Origin of the sequence: Salmonella sp. SAL04162 (assembly GCF_046551535.1) — a bacterium.
GTDB classification, from domain to species: Bacteria; Pseudomonadota; Gammaproteobacteria; order Enterobacterales; family Enterobacteriaceae; genus Salmonella; species Salmonella enterica.
Genome location: NZ_JBGDVX010000001.1, coordinates 285,566 through 310,166, shown reverse-complemented (window position 1 = coordinate 310,166; position 24,601 = coordinate 285,566). Strand labels below are relative to the sequence as shown.

The 24,601-nt window shown below is 38.7% G+C and carries 25 protein-coding genes, 3 tRNA genes and 4 pseudogenes; 17 read left to right on the top strand and 15 right to left on the bottom strand.

The features are described 5' to 3' along the window. Positions 1-66 precede the first annotated feature (66 nt). The 3 genes from ACLJRH_RS01655 (at position 67) to ACLJRH_RS01645 (ending at position 1,356) form a co-directional block, all read left to right on the top strand. Entirely contained in the window at positions 67-507 is a 441-nt protein-coding gene (locus ACLJRH_RS01655) for a hypothetical protein (protein ID WP_023136573.1), read from the top strand. Positions 508-698: 191 nt separating this feature from the next. After that, positions 699-911: a deaminase domain-containing protein gene (locus ACLJRH_RS01650; RefSeq protein WP_049815089.1), complete on the top strand. Its 213-nt coding sequence runs from the start codon at positions 699-701 to the stop codon at positions 909-911. A gap of 1 nt (position 912) precedes the next feature. Beyond that, positions 913-1,356, top strand: a complete 444-nt coding sequence (locus ACLJRH_RS01645) for an SMI1/KNR4 family protein (protein ID WP_023136572.1) — start codon at positions 913-915, stop codon at positions 1,354-1,356. Positions 1,357-1,432: 76 nt separating this feature from the next. On the opposite strand, the pseudogene ACLJRH_RS01640 reads toward ACLJRH_RS01645, so the two are convergent. The 3 genes and pseudogenes from ACLJRH_RS01640 to ACLJRH_RS01630 form a co-directional block, all read right to left on the bottom strand. Then, positions 1,433-1,618, bottom strand: a pseudogene (locus ACLJRH_RS01640) (SymE family type I addiction module toxin); the annotation flags it as partial. An 811-nt stretch (positions 1,619-2,429) separates the two neighbouring features. Further along, positions 2,430-3,392 carry a hypothetical protein gene (locus ACLJRH_RS01635; RefSeq protein ID WP_023223150.1) on the bottom strand — a complete coding sequence of 321 codons (963 nt, stop codon included), beginning with the start codon at positions 3,390-3,392 and terminating at the stop codon, positions 2,430-2,432. 169 nt (positions 3,393-3,561) lie between these two features. Beyond that, a complete protein-coding gene (locus tag ACLJRH_RS01630) occupies positions 3,562-3,831 on the bottom strand; it encodes a hypothetical protein (RefSeq protein WP_023137501.1) in 270 nt (89 codons plus the stop codon). 1,354 nt (positions 3,832-5,185) lie between these two features. On the opposite strand from ACLJRH_RS01630, the gene ACLJRH_RS01625 reads away from it, so the two are divergent. The 4 genes from ACLJRH_RS01625 (at position 5,186) to ACLJRH_RS01610 (ending at position 7,863) form a co-directional block, all read left to right on the top strand. Continuing rightward, the gene (locus ACLJRH_RS01625) at positions 5,186-5,920 is read left to right on the top strand and encodes a replication/maintenance protein RepL (RefSeq protein ID WP_023137502.1); all 735 of its coding nucleotides are present in this window, start codon (positions 5,186-5,188) and stop codon (positions 5,918-5,920) included. Positions 5,921-5,947: 27 nt separating this feature from the next. Beyond that, on the top strand, positions 5,948-6,739 hold the full coding sequence (locus tag ACLJRH_RS01620; RefSeq protein ID WP_023137503.1) for a hypothetical protein: 792 nt from the start codon (positions 5,948-5,950) through the stop codon (positions 6,737-6,739). Between the two features lie 82 nt (positions 6,740-6,821). Next, positions 6,822-7,301, top strand: a complete 480-nt coding sequence (locus ACLJRH_RS01615) for a DUF4756 family protein (RefSeq protein ID WP_023137504.1) — start codon at positions 6,822-6,824, stop codon at positions 7,299-7,301. 157 nt (positions 7,302-7,458) lie between these two features. Beyond that, positions 7,459-7,863: an H-NS family nucleoid-associated regulatory protein gene (locus ACLJRH_RS01610; RefSeq protein ID WP_023137505.1), complete on the top strand. Its 405-nt coding sequence runs from the start codon at positions 7,459-7,461 to the stop codon at positions 7,861-7,863. A 218-nt stretch (positions 7,864-8,081) separates the two neighbouring features. On the opposite strand, the gene ACLJRH_RS01605 is transcribed toward ACLJRH_RS01610, so the two are convergent. The 8 genes and pseudogenes from ACLJRH_RS01605 to ACLJRH_RS01570 all read right to left on the bottom strand — a co-directional run bounded on the left by ACLJRH_RS01605 (position 8,082) and on the right by ACLJRH_RS01570 (position 11,980). Continuing rightward, a complete protein-coding gene (locus tag ACLJRH_RS01605; protein ID WP_223195336.1) occupies positions 8,082-8,624 on the bottom strand; it encodes a hypothetical protein in 543 nt (180 codons plus the stop codon). 227 nt (positions 8,625-8,851) lie between these two features. Further along, positions 8,852-9,256 (bottom strand): hypothetical protein, encoded by a 405-nt coding sequence (locus tag ACLJRH_RS01600; protein WP_023137507.1) that lies wholly within the window; start codon positions 9,254-9,256, stop codon positions 8,852-8,854. 49 nt (positions 9,257-9,305) lie between these two features. Further along, positions 9,306-9,548, bottom strand: a complete 243-nt coding sequence (locus ACLJRH_RS01595) for an H-NS-like DNA-binding protein (protein WP_023137508.1) — start codon at positions 9,546-9,548, stop codon at positions 9,306-9,308. A 100-nt stretch (positions 9,549-9,648) separates the two neighbouring features. Further along, on the bottom strand, positions 9,649-9,945 hold the full coding sequence (locus ACLJRH_RS01590) for a hypothetical protein (RefSeq protein WP_023137509.1): 297 nt from the start codon (positions 9,943-9,945) through the stop codon (positions 9,649-9,651). 52 nt (positions 9,946-9,997) lie between these two features. Further along, on the bottom strand, positions 9,998-10,288 hold the full coding sequence (locus tag ACLJRH_RS01585) for a hypothetical protein (RefSeq protein ID WP_023137510.1): 291 nt from the start codon (positions 10,286-10,288) through the stop codon (positions 9,998-10,000). Positions 10,289-10,369: 81 nt separating this feature from the next. Further along, a complete protein-coding gene (locus ACLJRH_RS01580) occupies positions 10,370-10,609 on the bottom strand; it encodes a helix-turn-helix transcriptional regulator (protein WP_023137511.1) in 240 nt (79 codons plus the stop codon). Between the two features lie 207 nt (positions 10,610-10,816). Continuing rightward, positions 10,817-11,604, bottom strand: a pseudogene (locus ACLJRH_RS01575) (DUF6387 family protein). Between the two features lie 286 nt (positions 11,605-11,890). Beyond that, positions 11,891-11,980 (bottom strand) — tRNA-Ser (locus ACLJRH_RS01570). Positions 11,981-12,068: 88 nt separating this feature from the next. Between ACLJRH_RS01570 and mtfA the strand changes: the two genes are divergently transcribed. The 5 genes and pseudogenes from mtfA to ACLJRH_RS01545 all read left to right on the top strand — a co-directional run bounded on the left by mtfA (position 12,069) and on the right by ACLJRH_RS01545 (position 14,166). Next, positions 12,069-12,866, top strand: a complete 798-nt coding sequence (mtfA, locus tag ACLJRH_RS01565; protein WP_000598926.1) for a DgsA anti-repressor MtfA — start codon at positions 12,069-12,071, stop codon at positions 12,864-12,866. Positions 12,867-12,966: 100 nt separating this feature from the next. Next, positions 12,967-13,042 (top strand) — tRNA-Asn (locus tag ACLJRH_RS01560). A gap of 167 nt (positions 13,043-13,209) precedes the next feature. Continuing rightward, positions 13,210-13,474, top strand: a pseudogene (locus ACLJRH_RS01555) (Arm DNA-binding domain-containing protein); the annotation flags it as partial. 168 nt (positions 13,475-13,642) lie between these two features. After that, positions 13,643-13,718: transfer RNA gene (locus tag ACLJRH_RS01550), tRNA-Asn, on the top strand. A gap of 166 nt (positions 13,719-13,884) precedes the next feature. Then, the gene (locus ACLJRH_RS01545; RefSeq protein WP_023137513.1) at positions 13,885-14,166 is read left to right on the top strand and encodes an Arm DNA-binding domain-containing protein; all 282 of its coding nucleotides are present in this window, start codon (positions 13,885-13,887) and stop codon (positions 14,164-14,166) included. A 316-nt stretch (positions 14,167-14,482) separates the two neighbouring features. Here the strand turns inward: ACLJRH_RS01545 and ACLJRH_RS01540 are convergent, their stop codons facing one another. After that, positions 14,483-14,824: a winged helix-turn-helix transcriptional regulator gene (locus ACLJRH_RS01540; protein ID WP_023137514.1), complete on the bottom strand. Its 342-nt coding sequence runs from the start codon at positions 14,822-14,824 to the stop codon at positions 14,483-14,485. Between the two features lie 114 nt (positions 14,825-14,938). Between ACLJRH_RS01540 and ACLJRH_RS01535 the strand changes: the two genes are divergently transcribed. Beyond that, on the top strand, positions 14,939-15,496 hold the full coding sequence (locus ACLJRH_RS01535; RefSeq protein ID WP_023201872.1) for an NAD(P)H-dependent oxidoreductase: 558 nt from the start codon (positions 14,939-14,941) through the stop codon (positions 15,494-15,496). A 917-nt stretch (positions 15,497-16,413) separates the two neighbouring features. Here ACLJRH_RS01535 and ACLJRH_RS01530 read toward each other — a convergent pair. Further along, positions 16,414-17,868, bottom strand: coding sequence for an AMP nucleosidase (locus ACLJRH_RS01530; protein WP_000428191.1), 1,455 nt, complete (start codon positions 17,866-17,868; stop codon positions 16,414-16,416). Positions 17,869-17,913: 45 nt separating this feature from the next. Here ACLJRH_RS01530 and ACLJRH_RS01525 point away from each other — a divergent pair, with 45 nt between their 5' ends. Beyond that, positions 17,914-18,075: a hypothetical protein gene (locus ACLJRH_RS01525; protein WP_001531298.1), complete on the top strand. Its 162-nt coding sequence runs from the start codon at positions 17,914-17,916 to the stop codon at positions 18,073-18,075. Here ACLJRH_RS01525 and ACLJRH_RS01520 read toward each other — a convergent pair. After that, positions 18,064-18,390 carry a DUF1493 family protein gene (locus ACLJRH_RS01520; protein WP_000228161.1) on the bottom strand — a complete coding sequence of 109 codons (327 nt, stop codon included), beginning with the start codon at positions 18,388-18,390 and terminating at the stop codon, positions 18,064-18,066. The genes ACLJRH_RS01525 and ACLJRH_RS01520 overlap by 12 nt on opposite strands. Then, positions 18,384-18,849 (bottom strand): annotated as a pseudogene (locus tag ACLJRH_RS01515) (STM2901 family protein). The gene ACLJRH_RS01520 and the pseudogene ACLJRH_RS01515 overlap by 7 nt, the downstream one beginning before the upstream one ends. Before the next feature lie 775 nt (positions 18,850-19,624). Here ACLJRH_RS01515 and ACLJRH_RS01510 point away from each other — a divergent pair. From ACLJRH_RS01510 to ACLJRH_RS01500, 3 genes are all read left to right on the top strand, one after another. After that, entirely contained in the window at positions 19,625-20,623 is a 999-nt protein-coding gene (locus ACLJRH_RS01510; RefSeq protein ID WP_410958001.1) for a ComEC/Rec2 family competence protein, read from the top strand. Continuing rightward, positions 20,620-21,750, top strand: a complete 1,131-nt coding sequence (locus tag ACLJRH_RS01505) for a hypothetical protein (RefSeq protein ID WP_023137313.1) — start codon at positions 20,620-20,622, stop codon at positions 21,748-21,750. Before ACLJRH_RS01510 ends, ACLJRH_RS01505 begins: the two co-directional genes overlap by 4 nt. 428 nt (positions 21,751-22,178) lie before the next feature. Continuing rightward, on the top strand, positions 22,179-24,221 hold the full coding sequence (locus tag ACLJRH_RS01500) for an AAA family ATPase (protein WP_023137315.1): 2,043 nt from the start codon (positions 22,179-22,181) through the stop codon (positions 24,219-24,221). The last annotated feature ends 380 nt before the right edge of the window (positions 24,222-24,601 follow it).

The window sequence follows — 24,601 nt, the reverse complement described above, 5'->3', positions numbered from 1 at the left end:
GATGGGAGATTATTAAAATAACGCAAGCACCGGGAACATGGACACCTTAATTGACGGAGATGATATATGTCAGATAGTAAAGAATTTAGAGATTTTTGGGCTGAAGTTTCTAAGGTTGCGGCTAAATATAAAGCATCTGCTGACGGTAAGCAGGGGGAATTATTTGCCCGTGAATTATATAGTGATTATTTGAACGTGCAACCTAAAAATAAGAAGGCATGGCTGGATGAAATGATTAAATTTTCTTTTGTATCTATGAAAGATTCCCCTAAATGGGTGGGCGAATATGATTGGCCATATTTTAATGGAAGGCCAATGGTTTTTCTTGAACAATTTAAAATACCATTATCAGCTCAACATATTGATTTTCCTAGGACAGATACTCATTATATATTCGCTTCCAAGAAAGACTTGGGGGATGGTTTTTCTTGCATTTATAAAATAATTATTCAAAAAGATAATGGTAATCTCATTCACTCAAATGGAGATGGATATATAGAGTTTTGATGCGCTGGGTAGAGTTGCGGTTGCTGTCAGAGGAACAGGATGGCAGAACAAGGCTGTATGTGTATGAAGTCAGAGCAGCTACACGCCGCTGGTAAGGGTGGAAGGCAGGGGTAAAGAAAGCCAGTATCGCGGTATCTCTGTCAGCCGAACGGTATGCCGGAGCGATTGTCGGATGAGAAAGGCGAGATTCGCTGGGAAGGCGTGACCGGTGTGTAGGGCGGGACAGGGCTTTCGATTCTGAAGTTAAAATATTTGAACATATAGCCAATAAATTTCCAACAACGGCAAAAGGTCGTATTGATCTATATTCGGAATTAAAAGTATGCCCCTCATGTTCAGAGGTTATAACTCAATTCAAAGCAATGTATCCTAATATTGAAGTTAATGTGACATGGGGAGGGTAATATGGAACAGCGAGCTTTTTTGATTGAAATTAACAAGTTAATTGCATCGATAACGTCAAAAAACATGACTGTCAAGGGGTGTTCTACAGAGGATATACTGTATCTGGAAGAAAACTATGGAGAATTACCAAAGTCTTATAAATTATTTTTATCTCTTTTGGGTGTCGAATCTGGTGACTTTAAGGAAGGGACTGATCTTCTTTTTAAAGATATAAATGATATAAATAAGTATACAATTGAGTTGATGCAAGAAAATAATATAAGCATTCCAGTCGGAATGTATTCTTTTTTATTGCATCAAGGATATTCTGCGTTGTTTTTTATTGAAAGAGATGATGACCCTTCTGTATATTGCTATACAGAAGGGAAGGAGATAAAGAAAACTAAATATGTTTTCAGTGAATATGTTTTGGCTGAAATAGAATTGTATAATAGATACCAGTAATACATTAGGTGTTAATAAAGCCGGGAAAGAAATTAACTCTTCCCGGCTTTTTATTACTTAGACCCCGTTCAGTCCACTAAACCAGTACGTCCTTCACCCCCTTGACCACCTGCTTAGCCCGGTAGAGCTGTTCGCGCAGCTCCTGCACCTCATTAGTGTCGGCCACCAACACAATGCACCCCTCCGAAACCTTCACTGTCACGCCGCGCCCGGTCTCAAATACTGCCTCGGCCAGCCAGTCGCCCTTGAGGTGGAGGGCGGGATGCCAGAACCTTCGATTTGAAGTTTGGTTCAACAGCTTATATGGGAAAGATCGCTATATAAAAAATGTGAACATTAAGTAATACGACGATAATAGTCAGTTAAACCTTACTCTAATTGTGAGCGATCCGTACTGCCAAAGCTAATGAACCTGAACAACTTTATTTTTATCCACTCTATATGTTTTTGTTAACGTGATAAATTATCGGTTATTTTTCCAGAATAAATTGGAATTAAGTCCCCATGTTATTAAAAAGAAAACTATAGCTGTATTTTTTATAAATGATTCATCAAAAGTATAATGCGATGCCGAACCAAATAATTTAAATACCGAGCATAAACCATGTTGCGATACGATAAGGTGAAAAAACATTATTGGTATTGATGTAAAAAATAAAACATTTCTCGAACGTTCTTTTTTAAAAGAAACCCGCACATAAAAAACAACAATCGAGATCAAAAAAGAAATTATAAGATAGATACTTTCAAAGATAAAAGCATTATCATAAGTATTCATTCTGTCCCCGTAAACTTATAAATCACTTGCCAATGATTATACGTTTTCAGGAACAAGTGTAAATTGCGCAACGAGACATTTGAATACAAGAATGTAGATAATTGCACATCATATTACCAGCAATAATACTATGTATCTAAAAATTCACTATATTGATAATTTATCAATTCAGAATACAAGAATGGTTTTATTTTGCGACAGGCAGACTGCATGCTCATGCCCCCTTCTCCTCCGTCGTCATCAAAAGTTTAAACCATCGATAGCTGTCGATTTCCTTACTGCTGAACAGCCTCTCTCATGAACTTAATTCAGGAGGCTCAGCTACCTTTATGCCACCTATGCGGATAGGCAGCTCACCTTCTCGCTGGCACAGCTTCTTAATGGATTGCCACTCCTCAGCTTCTGTTTCCATGTGAGCAGCGACCGAATCAAAAGCACCTTCGGCTACGATTATGGTAGGTTCTTTATCTGTTTCATTATCAGCCGATTCTGTTTCAGGCTCTTCGGCCAGTTCTTCTTCCAGCCCAGCCATACTCGCTTTCAGTTCATCAAGACTACTGGCGGCGTCTCTTGGCGCATAGAAGAACAGCCCACTGATGAAGATAGCTTCCATTACCTCACTGAAAGAAAACGAGGTATCGCCATAGACAAAGCAGCTATGCTTGGAACTCTTCACCCCTGATACATTTTTCTTCAGCAGGCCGTCTTTCGGTGAAGTCATCAACGTCTGTTTGCTGTAGAGGATTACAGGCAGATTTTTAATTTCGTGAACATCACCGCTGATACTCCAGCGTTCTTTATCACCTTTAATGAAACCTGAAGCATCGCAGCTACTTTCTATGTCAAACTCATCAGTCGGAAACCGCTCGCGATTAAAATAGGTTGAAAAATCTTCTCCTTCTTCCATGTTCTGACGCTTGTAAGCGCGATAAACCGAGCTTCGACGGTCAATTCCGATCCATTCAATATCCCATGTCGTTGGCCCGGACGGTTTTCTTACCTCATCTATGTAGGCACCAACATCTCTGTCCAGATAAGCCGCTAACAATTCCTTCCACGGCTCTATAGCCAAGAAGATACTTGCCAGCGTTGTCCCTTCTTCAATCAGGGCCGTATGGTGGAAGAAACGTAGAAGAAAAAAGGGATCAGCATCAGCTATCGCGTTCTGTATGGAAAGCAACGCAACAGTCGAGGTTTCATCGTAATCGGACTGAAACCGCAGTATTGCATCGGAACAAAAAATTAACTTACCTTCCATCGCTCACCGCCTCCTGACGTTATCAGACAAAGCATTTTACCAGAACACTGCCACTTATCGTATTCGACTTTAACCTGACCCATGTTCATTGATAGCTCTGGATATAGATTCAACCCAAAAGCATTGGCCTTATGGATAACATCTCAACATCTGAAACTGATAACTCATGTTATAACATCTGTGATTTTATAGTTTCTTCACTCATCAGCGTGAGTTCTGAAACCAAGCGAATATAAATATTTTTCAGCCTGTTTTTATCGCAACGACTTACAGACTCTGATAACAGATAATGGCTGTAATTATTTACAAAAATATCATTGCCGTTTTCAAGAGTAAGTTTTATTCCATGTTCGGTATCTTCCACTTTGTTTACGACACATATCAGAAATGGTGTTTTCTCATGGGGATGAAGGAGTGTTATCATTTTAATATTGTTCATTTTGTTTCTTCCTTTTTTTATTTATTACTATTTAATACTCTATCGCAAGTGTAATAATCAAATATATTTGTGTTTTATCCATGTTTTTAAAATCCTTTTTGAAAAGATCTTTATCTCTGTGCTTACGCACGACTACGCCCTGACTCTGACATTTTTATTTTATTCATCTCCTGTCTGTTAAATAAAAAGAAAAGTATTCGATCATTGTTTGATCTCTTTTCCTCATGATGCTGAATTTAGATCCTATTTTTAAACATAGTTTTCCCCTTTAGACATATAGCATTTGCTCTTAAACGCATAGGAAAACTATATCCTTGGTAGCAGTACTTCGTGATTGTTCGCAACAATCACTTTGCTGAACAGGGCTTTTTCCTGTTAGTGATGTTTTTTTATTAATAATTTTCTTCATATAAAATTACTGCCTGTAGTCAGTTATAAGCGTTTTAAGCACAAAGATAATTACATGTGTCATCTTCCTGCTCCCAACATCTTACTAAGCTTCCTGTGCAGTTTATTAGCCATTTATAAAACACGTTTACTTATATCCATTGATATTGATTTTCACCTGATATATTTAATAACTATTTATTGAAAACACATCTTTTGTGCTGGCGCACGGCTATGCCCCAGATACTGATTTGAAACTATTTTTCTTGATCACTTATAAGTCATTAATATTTTATCAATGGAAAACAACGTAACCAGTATAAAGATCATTTACTCCACCGGGTTAGAACTCAGATCTTATGCTTGAATATAATATCTTCCCTCTGACATATAGCATTTGCTCTTAAACGCATAGGAAAACTATATCCTTAGTAGCAGCACTTCGTGATTGTTGCCAACAATCACTTTGCTGGACAGGGCTTGCCCCTGTTAATGATGGATTTATCCAAAAAAGATCGCGTCGAAGACACATATAAAGTAAAAGGAATATTAATTAAGCTCTCACAATAAAAAGCAGCGGTTCGTGATTGTTCAACACAATCACTTCGCTGATAGCAGTTATTAAGGAATACAACATCCCTTGTAAAATCACTAAAACATAACACAAAAGTAAAACTGGACTCTCTTAACTTCTTACTAATTATTTAATTATAAGCATAGTCCCGGACCAGTAAAATAGCGGCTTCGCAACTTTTTTTCCTATGTTCGAACATAGCAAACTCCTATGTTCAAACATAGATCCGTCCTATGTTCGAACATAGCAAGATCTATGTTCGAACATAGTTTTTTTAACATATAGCATTATCATAAAAATATACTTCCTATTTTATTTATAGTTCTACTATTGACTTTTATTTTTTTGCATAGTATTAAAATACATATAACAAAAATAATAAGAGAGAATAATATGAATACAAACGATGCTGATCTATTACACTTATTTGAATCATTAACCACCGAGCAAAAGATTGATATCGCAAGACGCTTACTACAAAACAAAGAAATAAAATCAACGACAGTTATTTCTTCTGAGGAAGATAAAGCTATTTCGTTTTCACAACCTTATGTATTTGCTTTTACTTCCAACTTTCGTGTTTTCTCTGATCTTGACATATCCAAGAATGAATTCCGTGTATTAACATATATCTTGGAGTATATGGAGTTTGGAAATCTGATTAACCTTTCACAATCATCTCTGTGCAAAGCATTGAATATCGCTTCCGGTAATATGTCTAACATCTTCAAAAAACTCAGACAGAAAGGAATACTCGTCGAGCATCATGGCCATCTCTATATCAACTCTAACATTTTCGCAAAAGGGATGAGTCATCAACTGGATCAGAAACGTAAAGAACAGCTGAGCAACGCTCGCAATCTTTACGCAGAAATAGAACAGTATCCAGAAAGTTATTCAGCTATGTCAAAAAGTGAAAGAAGAACCCTTTCCTTAGAAACTGAAACCAAAGAAATCTATACTGACGCATTTGTTTTCAGTAAGAAGAAAAAGAATAACGCTGTTCCTAATACCAACAATAGCATACATATTGATAAACCACGAAAAGTATATAAAAGAACGAAGGAAAATGAGGAAGCAAGAAGAAACGCTGTTGACGCAGACTCTCATATGCAGAAAGTATCCTGATAAAATAACAACAACAAGGAAATAACAATGAAAAAACTACCCGGTTCGCTTGAGATTAAGCTCCATGAAAAACTATCCAAGAGTGATATACTAAATATATTGGCTGAGCAGATGACTATGCTTGAGGAAACATTTGGCATTCAGGAATTTAAGATTTTCTCTTACCTTGAATGCTATATTGGAGATAAGAAACAAGCATTATATTATAGAAGTCGCAACAGTGCCGTAGCCACATTCAAATTAAAGGGTCTTGAATCCCCTGTAAACACGGCTAAGCTCATATCAAAAGAAAACGGACAACGTACTGTTTCCTTTGATAAAGAACTGGATATAGACAGAATATCTGCTACAGTCCGAAATATACAAAACAATAATCCTTATCAGGGGTGGTCTGAAGGTATCAGTGTAGTTCCAGCTTCAATCATCAGTAAAATGATCCAAGAGGATATAATACGAGCGCAGGAAGAACAAAGCAGACTTTACCGTATTGAAGAACAGCGCAAGAAAGCGGAACAAATACGCAAAGCAAAAGAAAGAGAGGAATATGAACGACCTTTAAAGGCTTTTATTTCTTTAAAAATAAAAGAAAGTGGCTTATCGGAGAAGGATTTCAAAAAGCAGGTTTGTTCAAGCTGCGACTATCTGAAAGATAGCTCCACAAAATCAAGATATTTTACTGAACGACCAGACTTGTTAGACAAATATCATAATGAAAGATTAATTCGTCTCTCGATAAAAGGCACTGATGGGAAAGTAAGAAAAGTGGAAATTTATACAGATTCAGGTAATCTTATTTTTGAACAGTATAAAACAAAATAATCCTTTATGCATATGTCAATTTGACACCTGAACCATATCTCGTAATATAAATATATCTACTATTTTATTTGCGAGGTCTTATATGAGAAAAGTAAAAATAGACAACAGTGATTTAATCGAATACGTAAATACAGTCAAAGAATTAAAAAATCATATTACGATTGAGGAATACAGAAATGAATATCGTAGACTACGCTCCGATGGTATTCCTTTAATAAAAGCCCAAAAGTTTAAATCTGCACACACTGAACTTCGCAGACTTGAAAAAAAGAGAGAATCTCTTATTGAATACTTTATTAACGAGTTAAATCCTATTAGTAGTTCAAAAGCTAACACATCAGCGAGATCAACTGGTAATCTTGATTTATTTAACGAACGCGTATTATACCGTAAGGTTATTTCAGAAAAGAGCGATGAAGAAATAATTGCCTTGGTCATAAAACAGCGTACAGAAGCCGCTGTTGAGTTCCAGCGATACATAGAACAAAGTCTTGAGCAACTCTCTCACATCTCGTCAGAGTTCGAGCCATCAAGCCAGAAGCGCAGGAAAATGTCTCTTTAAAAAACTGCTTTATGTTATCCGTGTCAAACGGGATTTTTTAAGATTGCTTAACCGACAATATTTACTATATTATTTACGGGTTGTTTTTTGACTATACAACAACACAGCATACATTATTTTTATTAATCGCCCATTTTAAAACACCGGATAACATACTATGAGTGAAGCTCTCAAGGCACTGAACAATATTCGTACACTTCGCGCACATGCTCGTGAAACAGATCTGGCAACTCTGGAAGAGATGCTGGAAAAACTCACTGCTGTCGTTGAAGATCGTCGTGAGGAAGAAAGTGCCGTCCGTAAAGAACAAGAAGAACGTCAGGCTAAACTTGAAGCCTTCCGTCAGAAACTGTTAGAAGATGGTATTGACCCGGCTGAACTGCTTGCTACTGTTGGCTCATCTCAGCCTAAAGCCAAATCGACACGCGCTCCACGCCCAGCTAAATACAAATATACAGATGAAAACGGCAACGAGCAGACTTGGACAGGTCAGGGCCGCACTCCTAAAGCGATCGCTGCTGCTATTGAAGCTGGTAAAAAACTGGAAGACTTCGCGATCTAATCACTCTAAGACCGTCAATATAATTTGGCGGTTTTACTTTCGCTCTATCAGTAATTAACATGCAACAATTGAGACGGCTTTGAACAGAAAGTTGAAATTACCCCCCCAAAAAAAAATGGTTACAAAATAGTGATGATTCATTAATGAACACTAGAATTATCTCATACCTTGCTGCTAGCCAATTGTTGTTTGTTTACTGCATCCACACACGTGAACTATTAATATTCATATCCATCTTTATTACTGGCAACATGCAACCTTTTATCATTTGTGACATCACGATAGTCAAATCCGATTAAAAAGAAACCCTCTCGGATTTTATAGGGGTTAATGTTTATGCGTATAGAATTTTTTTCGGTCCAGTCAATCCACGTATTATCATTACCTTGATGCCAAATCTGAATACTATGATTATAGATAGCATTATTGAACGTGGAAAAATAATGTCGAAACAACTCTTTTTTATCCTTAAATAGGCATTCAATTGCTGTCCGATCTGATTTTATATCAATTAAGCTAATGTTTTTCCCATAATCAACCAAACCATCTCGAATTACTTTATTTTTAATTATTGATTCCTTTATTTCATGCGATATGTGATATGAGAAATCAATAATCTCGTGGCTGAATTTGTTAAACTCGTTATCAGAATAATGACCTGTTGCAATACTAATTGCAGCAGCAATATCCATAGTAGAAAAATGATAGTCACCGGGTTGGAAAAGCGAATTAATCATTCCTCTGAATTCTCTTGTATTCATCAAATCACATGGACTATACCATCCTCGCAGTTTGTCATCATTAACTCTACCGAGAATTTCAATAATATTCTTCTGATATAAGTAATGTGAAAGTTTTCTCTTGAATATATAGTGAAATGGGGATGTGATTGTTTCAGATATTTTAAAAATGTCATTTATGATCATTTTAGTTCCTTAGCATCATTCTTAATTATTAGTGAATCAGATAAAATTTTTCTAAAAAAGACTTAAAAGAGTTTTTTTAATTTTGAAAACAACCTTTCCCATAAATTTTGTTTTCTACCGGTAGGTGATGATTTCGCCCATGATGGATTCATAAGATCACTTGGTAATAAATATTTATGATCATCATCATCAACGACAACAGCATTTAGCTTCTCAGCTACTTGCAACATTTTACAGTAAAGGGCTTCGTCAGGATGCTTTGTTGAAATCCTTCCATCATCCCAGCCAAGCCAAGGCTCATCATGTTCACTCTGACCACTCCATATAGCATAAGAATCACCGTTCACGTTATCTATTGTTAGTTCTTCGTCGTCATTAACAAGCTGGAGCCATTCTTCACGGCTTATTGGATCACTTGCGCTATCAAACCAACATTCTGTTCTTACTATGTGAAGCTCCCAGCCCATAACCACCTCCATGTTTTTGATGTAGATACATTATTATACAGAACTCTTATCAGTCAATGAGATCTTCTGGTGAAACCCGGTCACACTCCATTTTCTCAAGAAATCTTTGTGCTCTTTTCATTTTCAACTTACGTGCTTTTTTCTCACCTATTTCCTGATAGTATTCTTCCCGGCGCTCTGCCACGACTTGACGAAACTTCTTCAAAAGCTGTTCCAATGTTTTCATATCTGTTGTTGCGGCTTCTGCTTGGATTTTTTTATACATATACATTGCATGAAATTCATCAATCATTGTTGGCTCCTTGTATCGAGTATGTTTTCACTGCCATTTTTAGCTTTCAAATCATATTTGTTATCAGCCCCATTCAGGGGCCAATATACGTCAGCACATGTCAGCATAGGGATTCCGCCAGAACAGTGTAATGCATTTTGGCTAATGCCTGCTTAACCCCTTTAAAATCCACCTCAGACATTTTTTCAGCAGCGTTCTTTTTCCATGCTTTTTTCAAAAGATGCTTCTCAGCATTCCTCATCGCCAGATCGATTAGCCTACAGACAAACTCATGATCCATTACATGCGTTATAATCATATTACTGATCGTTTTATCCTTTGAGTTAAAAAGCTCCGCATAGATATGCAAGGATACAACATAAAAGATTTCAGTGTTTTTATTTTTAAATGTATTCATTTTCATTTCCTCTTTAGTTTTATATTGGAACAGCAAAATATTTGTGTAAGTATTAGCGGTATACACATTTATAGACAATCCAAAGCTGACGAAGGTGTTGTTTTACCTTACTGTGGCTTACTTCTCCATAAATCCGATTCCTTTTGCCTTCTTCGGTGTCATCATAAAAATGATATCTCGTTTTTTTAATGATACTTTCCATAATGTCATTCATATTATATTTATTGTTGATAAAATAATAAAAATCATCTGGTGCATTCCTCCACAATCCATCCATATAGCTCCTGAAATAACACTCGGCTTGTTCAATAAACTGTTTTGTCGTAATAAGTTCTATCTTCATATTCTTCTCCATTATTGTTTAGGGTAATAAGATGCCCTGTGCGAATAGTTATCTGTTCGACACGAGATCCTATTTCTGTTTTTATGCTGCGTTCTGCCGTGAGTTTCGAATAGTCGCTTCAATCCATTCATCAATCTCACTTTCAACAAAAGCGACACACCGTGGACCTATTTTTACCCTGTCTGGAAAGTTGCCTTCCTTAATACGCTCATATAAGGTAGTGCGACTGAATCCCACTCGATTTAAAACATCAGGAACACGAATAAATCGTTTCGCGACATATTCATTTTTCATAGCATCTATCTGATTACTGTTTTTCATTGTCTGTCCTCTATTATTTTACGTAATCTCTATGAGATTTCATTTTTCTCTATGTTATTGCGACGAGAACAATAATAGCGAATTCGCTTATGACGTTTTAGGGGCGTTCATAAAAGAGTTTTTTGAAAAATATGAAGGGAGATGAACAGAAAGAGGTTCGTTAAGGCTGGATGCGATCACGTTCGCTCACGGCGAACGTAACCCTTTTTACTTGGCGGCTTTTTTCTTCTTCTTATCATCCTCAACATGCTTATCAACCGGTGAGTTTTTTAAGCGATTGTTTTGCATGATGTAGTCTTCAAGCGATTTTAGATAGTTTTCATCAGTCAGAAAAGCCATTGCCAGCGGGTAGTCCGTTGCCTTTAGCATTCCTTCATCACGATCGTTGTCGCTGTCTTCGTGAAGCAGTGAAGAAATCAGTGAAAGCGGTATTTTGACGCCATTGTCCTCACCCCAGAAAATCAGGTCCATCATCGGAATAAGACGATATTCAATGATTTTTCTGAACGTGCTTTTACCGAAACGATACTCCCGTTCCGCAGGAGCTTTCATCTTTAGCTGTCTCTTCCATTTAGGGATTAGCACTTTCAGATGTTCAATGATCTCTTCGGTTGATGCCTCTTCCAAATGAATATCGACAGTGATACGGGCAAGGTTTTTCAGCGATGTTTGTTTTAGATACTCGGACAGAAATTCGGATTCACTTAACGCGGAAATCTCAGGAGTGGCTTCAGTTAATGTCAGCGTTTTCGCATAAAATTGCGCATGGCTTCGTGACTGAAAAAGATTTCGCCTCGCAAAATTTTATAGCGGTAGTCATCCAGCAAAAGTCTGTTCAGGGTCGGTATGGTATTCCGGCTCAACAACATCCTGTAGGCCAAGATACGCCGCTCAATCTCCACATAAAACTGTTGAAGGCTTAGCTTCTCTATCGCCTCATAGCGCTCAACATCAAACCATGCTTCCAGTGCTTTCCTGATTTCACTTCTTTTCATCCATCCTCCAGCAATCCATTTCCTTCGATATATCTTCACAGGATCCGTGTGAAACGCATGCAGTTCAACTGTTTTGTTATCGGAGATGCGAGACTGGCTAAGTTGTTGTTAAGAATGTGAGCTTGTGAACTAAAGAAGATAAAAGTGGATGCCCAACACGAAGCAACATGGTAAAAATGGCAGCGTAGAGGCGAGAAAACAGAGCGATAGAAAGAAGTTTTAATGCAGGGATTTATGCATGACAAAATCAAAAACGCTTCGTAAGCTATTGATTTTGTTGAATGATTGGCGGAGAGAGGGGGATTTGAACCCCCGGTAGAGTTGCCCCTACTCCGGTTTTCGAGACCGGTCCGTTCAGCCGCTCCGGCATCTCTCCGTATGTTGCAATGATGCCAGGTAATTTGGCATTTTAACAGACCCTATTCGGGTAATTTTGTTCAAGTGACGAGTTTACGAGCAAAACGATGATTAAGTGGCCCTGGAAAGCACAAGAAATAACCCAGAACGAAGACTGGCCGTGGAATGATGCGCTGGCTATACCTCTTCTGGTAAACCTCACCGCGCAAGAACAGGCTCGGCTTATTGCGCTAGCCGAACGTTTTTTGCAGCAGAAAAGACTGGTAGCGCTACAGGGATTTGAGCTCGACTCGTTAAAAAGTGCACGTATTGCGTTAATTTTTTGCTTACCGATCCTGGAGCTCGGTATTGAGTGGCTTGATGGTTTTCATGAAGTGCTCATTTATCCCGCGCCCTTTGTGGTAGATGATGAATGGGAAGATGACATAGGTCTGGTGCACAGCCAGCGTGTCGTACAGTCGGGACAAAGCTGGCAACAAGGGCCCATCATTCTGAACTGGCTGGATATCCAGGACTCGTTCGATGCTTCGGGTTTCAACCTCATTATCCATGAAGTCGCGCACAAACTGGATATGCGTAATGGCGATCGCGCCAGCGGCATCCCTTTCATCCCGTTGCGCGATGTGGCTGGCTGGGAACACGATCTCCACGCGGCAATGAATAATATTCAGGATGAAATCGATCTTGTTGGCGAAAGCGCTGCCAGTATAGATGCCTATGCCGCCACCGACCCTGCAGAATGTTTTGCCGTGTTGTCAGAGTATTTTTTCAGCGCGCCAGAACTGTTTGCTCCACGTTTCCCGGCGCTATGGCAGCGTTTTTGCCAGTTCTATCGCCAGGATCCTTCTCAGCGCTTACGGGTAAACGCTGCCGAAGGCGACTACGGCGAGGAATCCGAACATTAATTCCTCACTTTGTGGGTTAATTAACCAATTGAATTGGCGCGTTAATTTTACTGTTGACACGTTATAGCGGGCCCAGTATTATGCGCCTCGTTGAAACAATTCCTCTGTAGTTCAGTCGGTAGAACGGCGGACTGTTAATCCGTATGTCACTGGTTCGAGTCCAGTCAGAGGAGCCAATTTAAGGGAAGCAGACGTTCACTGACGTCTGCTTTCTGCATTTATATCAACTGGTTATCTCCTTCTTCAGGTTCACCCTCGTTCACTAAAAATCATTCGAAGCCATACCCTTTTGCTGGTAAAGCTGGTTCGATTTGCGTTTTACCGGTACGCCGAGGGAACCGTCATGTCACTGACTGATACCAAAGTAAAAAATGCCAGACCAGCGGAAAAGGCCGTCAAGCTCACTGACGGGTTTGGCCTCTATCGGTTCGAAATACTGGCAGTTGGGCTACCGCTATTATGGCAATCAGGAGGTGTTTTCCATTGGGGTTTACCCTGCTGTATCGCTTGCCGATGCCAGATAATGCCGTGACGAGGCTAAAAGGTAGCTGGCTCAGGGGATTGACCCGAACGCAAAAAAACAGGCTGATGAAAAAATCCTTCAGGAAAATTTGACTTGTGTAATTACAGACAAAGTTGCGCCATGCCGGAGCAAAGTATGGATTAGATCAAAACTTCAACGCTTTGTTGTTTTTGTCAGCAAACAAACGCGTAATCTTATTTCCCCCTTTGACAAGCCGATCACACATCGTTACTATGCGCCCCGTTCACACGATTCCTCTGTAGTTCAGTCGGTAGAACGGCGGACTGTTAATCCGTATGTCACTGGTTCGAGTCCAGTCAGAGGAGCCAGATTTTTGTTTCGGGACATCCCAGTAAGTCCGGAGACGTTTAAAAAACAAGAACTTATCTTTACCCGGTTGGTCTGCGAAGGCCTACCGGGTTTCTTGACATCCATAGTTTCTTGAGGGCTTAATCGGAGGCTTCACGGTTCGTTGAGAAAATGGAGCCCCCTCCTATGGCATTAACCGATACCGCTATCCGCAAGATCAAACCCACCGAGAAATCCTTCAAGATCACCGACGGTTCAGAACCCAACCTGCTGATCAAACCCAACGGCTCAAAACTCTGGTACATGAAGTACCGCATTGATGGCAAAGAGAAGAAGCTAGAAGCTAGCCTTCGTCACTATCTGGCGCAGGAGTTTAGCAGGAAAGAGGCGCTGGCGATGGTAGCGATGGATTTGGGGCATGGTGACGAGCGTGAGCGGTATGTGGCGCAGATGTATAGCCAGTTCTGACAGTCGGCTAAGAACGGGATATAGCCATTCGCCCCTAAGGATTACACTTTGAAGTGATTCAGAAAATATCTGCATTTATCTATCATGATATGCAGGCTATCAGCTAAGCTACAATAACGTGTTCCTAAATAGTGTGGAATAGCAGATCGCTTTGAGGGAACTCAGCCCGGATTGTGCGATCTGATCAATCGCTAAACATCACCAGTCACCAGCCGGACTGAGCGATGCCAATCATTACACCGATCGCCGAAGTCTGCTATGAACAGTTGAGAATTACTCAGAGTTGTTCATCATCTGTATCCACACCACTAAATTATTAGTTGCGGTTTTTCCCACCCCAATCACACATTAAATCCAGAATTGGCATTAATGATTCCCCTCGTTTTGAAAGACTGTATTCAACTTTGGGCGGTATTTGAGGATACTCCACCCTATTGATTATTCCATCTTGTTCGAGTTCTTTCAGAGTATTACTCAGAGTTTTGAAAGAAATCGTACCGATGCGGCGTTTAAGCTCGTTGTATCGCATGACTGGTTTATTTTCATTTAACCAGTACATAACTATCATTTTATATTTCCCGCTAATTAAGGAAAGAGTATAACCAAAATCGGTTTCCTCCAGGTTGATACCAGTCTGTGAGCATGTCTCAGTCACCATTTACACTCTCCTTTTGGTAAGTATATAACCTAAATTTGCGTACTTCACAAACGACAGGGCCAATCATATACTCCTGAGTAACCCAACCGCAAGTCAGTCCTGAATGAGGAAATGATGAAAAAAACGCTTATAGTTGTCGCTCATCCAAATATTGAAAATTCAGTTGTTAATCAGTGTTGGATAAATGAGTTAAAAAAGTATCCTGATCAGTTTACTGTCCATGAGCTTTATAAAGCATACCCTGACGGCAGGATCAATATCGAGACTGAGCAAAGACTGGTTGAGCAACATGAGTCGCTGGTTTTGCAGTTCCCAGTTTACTGGTTCAACTGCCCTCCCATGTTGAAACAATGGCTGGATGAAGTGTTTCTTTATGGATGGGCATACGGCTCTACAGGCGATAAGCTGAAGAATAAAAAAATAGCTTTGGCTGTAACTGCCGGTATTGAACTTGCAGACTATATGGCGAATGGCCGTTATAAATTTACCATGCAAGAAGTACTTCGCCCATTTGAAATTACGATTAAATATGTTGGTGCTGAATATGTTCCACACTTTGCCTTTTATGGTGCAGAATATAATCCTTCCAGAGAAGTGATTAAAGAAAACGCAGTAGGCTATGTTAAGTACTTAACTAAATTAACTTACAGTGAGTTAGTAACAAGTAAGTAATGTTAATTTGATAGCCCGTTCTCATATATTTTCGCTTATGATGCAGTAAATAATATGGTTCTGCTTGCTGCATCAATTAGTGTCTTGATTGCCTTATTTGTAATTAAGCCAAAAGAACACAGTGAAATTTAACCGAACCATTACAAACCAACTCACAAATTTCGTATTGAGTTGGTTATCGTACTGATATTTTGGCTTTGGCACTCAGGTAATTACATAACCGATGTCCACTTTGACACAAAGCTGTCTGTTATGCCCACTTACGGCCAAAGAGTAATCTAAAACATGACAAATATCACATTTCAGAATAGTTATTGCGTTTGGCGCCTTATTGAGGGCTTCACTCCAATTTTAAAAATAAAATCTTCATAAATTCAATATGATAAATCAATATCAGTATCCAGTCAGAGGAGCCAAATTCCTGTTTTCAGGCTTACTTATAAATTCTTATTACCTTAGATTTCAATAAGTTAGCGTGAAAATCTTTCCCGATGTGTGTCTGGTTTTTCCTGCGTATCCGGCGAAATTAGTGGTCTGATTTGGGGCCATTTCAGTTCGATAATGGCGTGACCACCCTATATTCCTGTCCGACACGAAAATCCGCAGTATCAAGCCTTTTGATAACCCCTTTAAACTGATCGATTCACACGATTGTATCTGCTTGTCAATCCGGGCTTGTGGGTCAGGCGCTCAAGGAGCGTGAAGTGTGGCGCAATGTTTTCGCCTTCCGGCGCGTTTCCTGGCGTAGACGTGATTATCGGCGACAGGTCTCCGGCGATGGTGATGAAGCTCGCGGCACAATAAGGCCTTAGCGGGATGCGGAATCGCCTCCCGCTAAGGCTTCATTCAGCCACTTTCCATATCATATAAATACGTCTCTTCCGCTCCTGTCCAACAGCAGGCGACAGCTCATTTCGTTAGCGAAACGGTGGCTCATTAAACGTGCGTAATTTACGTGAGTGCAAACGATCACCTTCTGCGCGTAGCAAATCAATAGCACGAATACCAATTTGCAAATGTTCTGAAATAGCCCCCTCATAAAACCGGTTTGCCTGCCCGGGCAGTTTAATTTCACCGTGTAAAGGTTTGTCAGAAACACAAAGCAACGTGCCGTAAGGCACACGAAAGCGATAGCCCTGGGCTGCAATCGTCGCGCTCTCCATATCAATCGCAACCGCGCGGCTAAGGTTGAATCGCAGCGCCGATGCGGAATAACGAAGCTCCCAGTTACGATCATCCGTGGTGACGACTGTTCCCGTGCGCAGTCGCTGTTTCACCTCTTCGCCGGGCATTCCGCTAACCGCTTTGGTAGCGTCGTACAGCGCACGCTGTACTTCCGCAATGCTTGGAATAGGAATATCAGGCGGCAGAACAGCATCCAGCACATGATCATCGCGTAAGTAGGCATGGGCCAGCACATAATCGCCAATCGCCTGACTTTCTCGTAACCCTCCACAGTGCCCAATCATAAGCCAGACGTCAGGCCGCAACACGGCCAAATGGTCGCAAATCGTTTTAGCATTTGAAGGGCCGACACCAATATTTACCAGCGTAATCCCCTGCCCATCTGCCGTTACCAGGTGCCAGGCGGGCATCTGATGCTTCTTCCAGGCCAGATCGGAAATAGCCTCTTCCGGCGCTTCCGTTTCTGCCGTGATCCAAATTCCGCCGGCACAGGAAAGCGCGATATAGGGGCTGTCAGGATCAAGAATTTGGCTGCATCCCCAGCGCACAAACTCATCGACATAGCGGGTGTAGTTGGTAAACAAAACGAAGGGCTGAAAATGTTCAACCGGCGTACCGGTATAGTGCCGTAACCGGGCCAACGAGAAGTCAACACGACGCGCGTCGAAGTGCGATAACGGATAGAATTCGCCGGGGTGGAACAGACCGTCTGCCGTCTCATCGCCAATCTGCGCCAGTTCTGTGGTAGGAAAATGGCGCGTTAGCCCGGCGCTCATAGAACGATCCAGCGTCAGAGCTGAGCCGTCAATCACGTAAGGATACGGGATCTCATGGTGCGAGGCCTCCACCGCAATATGCGCGCCATAATCATGATAAACGAGGTTAAGCTGTTCCAGAAGATAAGCGCGAAATAGCGCAGGCCGCGTAACGGTAGTGGTATAACAGCCGGGATGAGTAAAGCGTCCAAAAGCGCGTGTTTTAGGCGGGTTCGGTGTCGCGCCATCCCAGCTTACAGACAGCGAAGGATAAACAAACAGTCCGTTAAGCCTGGCATGGGGATCGGGCAGCGTGCCGTTATCAACATAGTCAGCGATGGCTTCACGGAGCGCGTTAACCGACTGCTCGTACAGCTCCTCCAGGCGATCCAGCGCCTGCTCGGGCGTCAGGTTTGTGCCTTTATTTTCCATATTATTCTCCTTAGCGTTCACAGGTGAGGCACGTCATTCGATAGTATGACAGCAAAGGAAGAAACTAAAAGGGTTAGCGTAAGGGCGGCGGCAGTAAACATGAACCCTTTAAAAAGAAAAGAGAACTATCTTAGCGCCACCATCATCGCTCAAAAAGAAGGGTACTGGTACAGCCATTTGTTAAGTTCATTACAATTAGTCATATAACCATTTCCCGGCTTTTGCTGACTCGATCAGCATGCTGATAGTGAAATCTGGGACGGGTACAGGCTCCGTTTTCTTGAACGGATGCCATGAAAAAGGGTGATTAGGAAAATAGGTTTCTATTCTGAAGTTACCTCGCTCGACATTGAGTTTCTCGAAGAATTTATTCATGAGATCTTCGGCTTCAAGTTCATCAATGCTCAGATCAGTATCAAGGTCAATCTCTGGTGTTAATTCCACTTGCTTAATGTTGAACAGATATGTGCCAACATAAGGCCGTACAAGCTCGTAAACTTGCTGTTCAATATTGTCTACCATAACTTATCATTGCCCCGAGCAATGGTATTGTAGTCGCGTATAGTGCGATATGTTATTTGTGACACATCTGCGGCAAGGATAATTTCCCCGATCAAAGGAATGGAACGTCCAACAAACGGCGCAATGTTACGAACCATAACACGTCTGGCTGTCCACGGGGTGTAACCGCCCTAACCATGTCGGAAGGGATATTCCAAAGGGAAATTTTGACTTTTTAAACACTGCACGTGCAGTCCTGGACGCGTATGATGTGCCTTTAGTCGCTCCAGCGGGTTTCGCCCTTGTCCAGAGATTATTGCGACCTGATACCAGAGCAACAACGGCCCCGAAATCTGCAACACCAATCCCAAACTGGCTTGCGGTATTCTCACAAAAAATCATAAACAGAAGTTCGGCAGCATTCAGATTGGATTTTCCTGCATAGAAGTATGTTCCATTTAGTTCTTCTACTGTATCCATTAGAAACTCTATAGCTGCTATTTTGGTTTACTTATTGTACAGCCTTGTTTCGAATGAAAGAAATCAATCTTTTGGGAAAGAACGGATCAAGATCACGGAAAATATCTGAAATCAGATGAAAGAGACAGTCGCGATTCCCACCAGGGGCATCACCTGGCAAGCTTGTGTGATCGCTCCGTTTGAACCGAACACATCTATATGTCAGCATACTGATACGGGTTTGATCTTGCGGATAGCGGTATCGGTTAATGCCATCGGCGGGGGCTCCATTTTTCCAACGAACCGTGAAGCCTCCGATTAAGCCCTCAAGAAACTATGGATGTCAAAAAACCCGGCAAACCTTCTCAGGTCAACCGGGTAAAGATAATTTCTTGTTTTTTAAACGTCTCCGGACTCACCAGGATGTCCCGAAACTAAAATCTGGCTCCTCTGACTGGGATCGCCTTAGCCAGTAACTGGCTGATTGATAAGCTAAACCTAAAAGTTAGGGTTGTCAAGACCACCAGAATGACCACCTTTTATTGAATGCTTACTACAGCATAGCTGCAATTTTTTGCGTTGAAATATACTTATGTAGTTCGGGCTTTCCCCAAAGTCTTTCACCTTCATATCAAAGAGAAGCCCATTTCCTATAGCTATTAATTTTAATGTATATAAATACAGTGTTTATTTGTACATGGTGTAAATATGAATACTTGATGCTAGGATGTTTATGGGAAACTCTAGTGTAATCAATGTGTAGCTATTGATATAAATCTCTTCAAGGAAGATTGATATGCGAGTTTTAGTCCTTAAGGCTGGAAAAGGTGATTCGTTGCTTTTATCATGGGAAAAGCATCATATGCTCATTGATAGTGGAACCCCTGCCACCTTAAGGAAAGATCGAAATCCTTTATTACCTCCTATAAAAGATATTGACTTTTTCGTTCTTACTCATATTGATTATGATCATATAGGTGGTTTTCTGCATATATTTAGCCATTCAGAAATAAAATCATTTCATCCTGACTTGAGGTTTTTTGTTAACACTCCAGAATTAATAAGATATAAAAATGATGACAAGGTAGGTTATCACCATGGAGGTTTGTTAAGTGAAAGCGTTAAAAAATTAAGAATAAATATACAAAGTATGAATTCTGGTGATTATTTTAATGTTGATGGGGCAAGTTTTTTTGCTCTGTCACCTGATAATGAACATCTTAAAATTTTAGCTGAGAAATGGAATGAGTTCCATAATGGACGATACCAACACGATATTGTTGATGACCAAGTCTCAGCAAGAAAAAAATCTTTTTCTGTAACGTCTGATATCATGGTGGAAGAATTTGAAAATAATCCATGTAAGGATATTATAAATGCCAGTTCAATAGCGTTGCTAGCTGAATATAATGATAAGAGAATTTTATTATTAGGGGATTCACATCCTAGTGTTATATCAAAATCATTAAGAAAAATATTGTTTACACGTAAAGTCGAAGTTCTAGATGTTGATTTGATAAAAATATCTCACCACGGCAGCAAGCATAATACGACTGTTGAATTTCTTAATCTTATATCATGCAATAGATTCATCATATCAACAGATGGCAGTAGACCGTATAGCCATTCTGACTCAGAAGTTCTATCGAAAATAATAATTAATGTTAGATCAAAAGGATTTACAGAGATTTATTTTTATTTTAACTATGAATATCCGTCATATTTTGATGTTCTTAATGAAAGTGATCTGGGTATAAAAATTCATAGAATAATATCTAACGAGGTGTTCATATGATAATGTCACAAGTTAATAAAATAAAAGATGTTATGGCGTTTGTTTTCATTGATGATGAATTCAAAGGTTGTGCAGTGATTTTTAAAAATGAGAATTATATATTGGTAGTCACTGCATATCATGTAATTAGTACAGCTGTCTCTCATATGGATAATTGTTTTCATAGAATTAAAATAAAAAATGAAAACGGTTCTATTTATTCAGTTTCTGACTGCAAGTTTTGTGCTGAAAAAGATATTGCAATACTCTATCTAATTGGTGGCACTAATGAATTAAATACTATTGTGTTTTTTTCAGGGACTTTGAAACCAGAAACGGATTTAATTTCTAAAGTTAAATCAAAAACTATGTCTATGCCTGCGATTCTATACTCTCAAGAGCAAGTAGAACAACATGATGATTCGTGTTTTATCATTAATGTGAGTAAGGATATATTAGGTGATTCATCAGGAAATTGGGGAGCAAATGCAATGGAAGGCATTTCTGGTGCTGGCGTTTTTCTTAAGACACATCAGTATTTAATCCTAACCGGTATTATAACATCAATTCCTGATGAAGGAATGTTGGCAAAAGTAGTGTGTAGTAATGCTAATGGTTTTTTAAGTTTAGAGTCTTCATTAAAAGCTTATAATGATAGTGAATATAATTATGGTCGTGATGTAATAATAGATTCTGTAAATATAATGAGAAAAGAAATTTTAGATTCTACTATTGATGAATGGGAAAATGACTCAAAAAACATTGAGTATGCTAATAATATCAACAGAAAATTGGGTGTTTTGCATAATAAAAACAAATTAGATGTTGTAAAAGGGAAAGTAATCAGAGGTCTTATGATTGGTGATTATTTATATGGCGAAAGAATGAGGGTTACACCTGAATTTGAAAAAGGGTATTCATATGCTCATTCGGCTTTTTGTGATAAAGATATGACTTTTTATGCTACCAGTAGAGTTGAGGCCAATAATCGATATCATAAAATAAGTGATGATTATTTCACTACATTAGCAGGAGCTCTGCGCCCTTTAGGGTTATCTGATGATGATATTCATATGCTTTGTAACAGAGACATTGCTTTTTGGCTTGCCAATTGTGATTTGGATTTTATGGATGAAAATGATGATTGAAATAAAACTGAAAAATAAAAGAGTCTTGGCTAGTAGTTTTAATACTAATGAGATCTATTCGGCAATTATAATGTTCATTATATACCATGCTGTAAGAGGTAGATGTAAATCAGTTAGAATTAATTATATCAATTTTTCCTTTGATTGTGTCATGAATAATACAATCCTAACAGATCATGAGTATGTATCCACATGGAATATCAATCCTTTATTAAAACCCTTGTTAGTCATGTTATGCTCTTATGGACTTCTTTCATTCCAAAGGAAATCTACGGGATTAGAATTTCATATGACGGAAAATGGGAATAGTTACGTCGAAGAGATGATAAATGAAGGTTTGTTTTCAGAAATAAATATATCTGCTCAAAGATTGGCGTATTCGTTAACTTTGAAAAAATTAGATAATCAAAAACTAATTTGGTGAGATCATGGAAATAAAGCAAATAAAGGTTCTTATAGATGTAAAGCATCATGCTACAAGGTTCGGTTTTTGTTATGGTTTTAGCAGCGGTTTGAATATTATAACGGGGCAAAATTCAAGTGGAAAGTCAACGATAGTCTCATGTATTTATTATTGTTTAGGAATGGAGCAGTTACTAGGGGGAAATAGGAGTTTAGTTCTTGATAAAAGTTTGTTTGAAGAGTTTGAATACGATAATAATACTCTACAGGTTACAAATTCCTATGCGGAACTGATTATAAAAAATGAAACTCGTGAAGCAACATTAAAGAGATATATAAAAAGTTTTAACAATGAAAGCTGTAATAAAATTATAGTGATAGAAAATGGTAGTACATCCTCATATTATTTACATTCTGGAGGAGATCATGATAGACCTGAAGGCTTTTATAATTGGTTAACCTTATTTTTAGGTATTACATTACCAACGGTTCATGAGGATGCTTTAGACCAAGGTAAAAGTTTATACCTACAGAATGTATTTCCTTGTGCTCTTATTGAACAAACAAAGGGATGGTCTGATTTTTTTGCACAGATGCCAAACTTTGGAATTAAAGATGCAAAACAAAAACTTGTTGAGTTCTTGTTGCAACTAGAAAGCTTAGATAACGAAATAAGAAAAGATATTTTACTACAGCGTGAAAAAAATATAAAAGATGAATGGGGAATGAGATATACAAAAATTAGTGAGCGAGCAACTTCACAAGGGTTTTCTTTGAGAGGTATTTATCCTGATTTAATAAAGAATGATCTAAAAGGAGTCTCATTATCATCATTAAGCGTCATATCTGAAGAAAAAAGAGATTGGATTGATCTAAAAGATTACATATCAAATCTAGTTGGTGAACGTTCTGATATTCTTAAGAAAATAAAAAATGAAGAGAATTCTAACACTCCAGATAATATTAAAAACTCTCAGTTAAAATTACAGTCAGAAATCACATTATTGAATAGACAGTTGAGAGCTATAAACAATGAAAAAATAAAAGAACAGAGAAAAATAGATGGCTACCTTGAGGAAATTAAAAAGATTGATATTGAGATTGAGAGGTTAGATAGTGCTATAAAGTTGGATAGATTTATGCCTGATGCTGAAGATCTCATTCTATGCCCTGTATGTGATCATGAGTTAGATGTTGAATCAAGACTGAAAATTGATAGTTCCAAGGTTAGTTTAAAGGATTCGATAAGCTTTCTTAAAAGTCAACGAAACTTATATGATATTTATATAAGAAAATATAAGGAATTGGACTCTAACTTTAATGACGTGAGTTCTTTTTTGTCAAAAGAAATTTTTCTTAAGAAAGAAGAGATTAAAAATCTAAGAAAAGATATCTCATCATCTCAAGATAAAAATATCAGGACCCTTATATTTAATGAAATAACTATAGGCCAAAAAATAAACGAGTGCAACAGACTTTTAGATGATTTCAGTAGAATAAAAAAGGAGCTTAAAGATATATTAGTGGAATTGTCAGAAATTAAAGATGAAAAAAGCTCCTTAAAAGTTTCTGACGAGCGAGATAATGTAAAGATATCTGATTATATTGGTGGATTTAAACGCTTATTAAGCAAGGAATATTTCTTTTATACAAGCAACGATATAAATCATATAACTATACAGAATAAACCCCCATCAAGACTGCTTCCAGTTGTTATTATTCGAGGGAATGTTCAACCTATTAGACTTAGTTCGTCTGCAAGCGATTTTATCCGTGCTCAATGGGCTTTTTATCTGACATTACTAGAATCATCTAAAAATCATCCAGGGTTCTTGGTCATGGATGAACCTGGACAACATGCTATGAATGTTGAGAGTATGTCTGCCTTACTAAAATATGCGTCTTTAACGAAGAAACAGATTATTATGTGTATATCAAAAGATACACGGCATAAAACTGATACTGCTAACTTAAGCAAAGTACTAGGCAACTTAGGTGGTAAATATAAATACACTTTAATAGATATAGACCCTGATGGCAAGAAGTGTGTTCGGGCATCATCTGAATAATAAATTGTAAGGCATATTATTTTAATATAATGTGCCTTTTTGATTTTGTAAATTATGCCAAAGATATGGCATTTAGAATGTTTATATTACTCATTATTTACGAAGGGTTAGTAATGGATATATAATTTTCTGACAGATCTCTATAATTAGAGAGCTTGTGGAAAATAAGTAATGCGAACAAATTCCACTATATCCAACCTTCTTCTCTACTTTTAAACTTAGCAACGAATAATTGTAGTCGTTCCAGTTTGTGGGGACAGATTTCCTGAGTGATACCTTTTGCAATATGGGCTTCAGGAAGTGTCAGAATTCATATAAATGACAATTTAATGATATTTTTATTGTATGAATGTCAGCAATATTCCTCAAGCCCTCTTGCC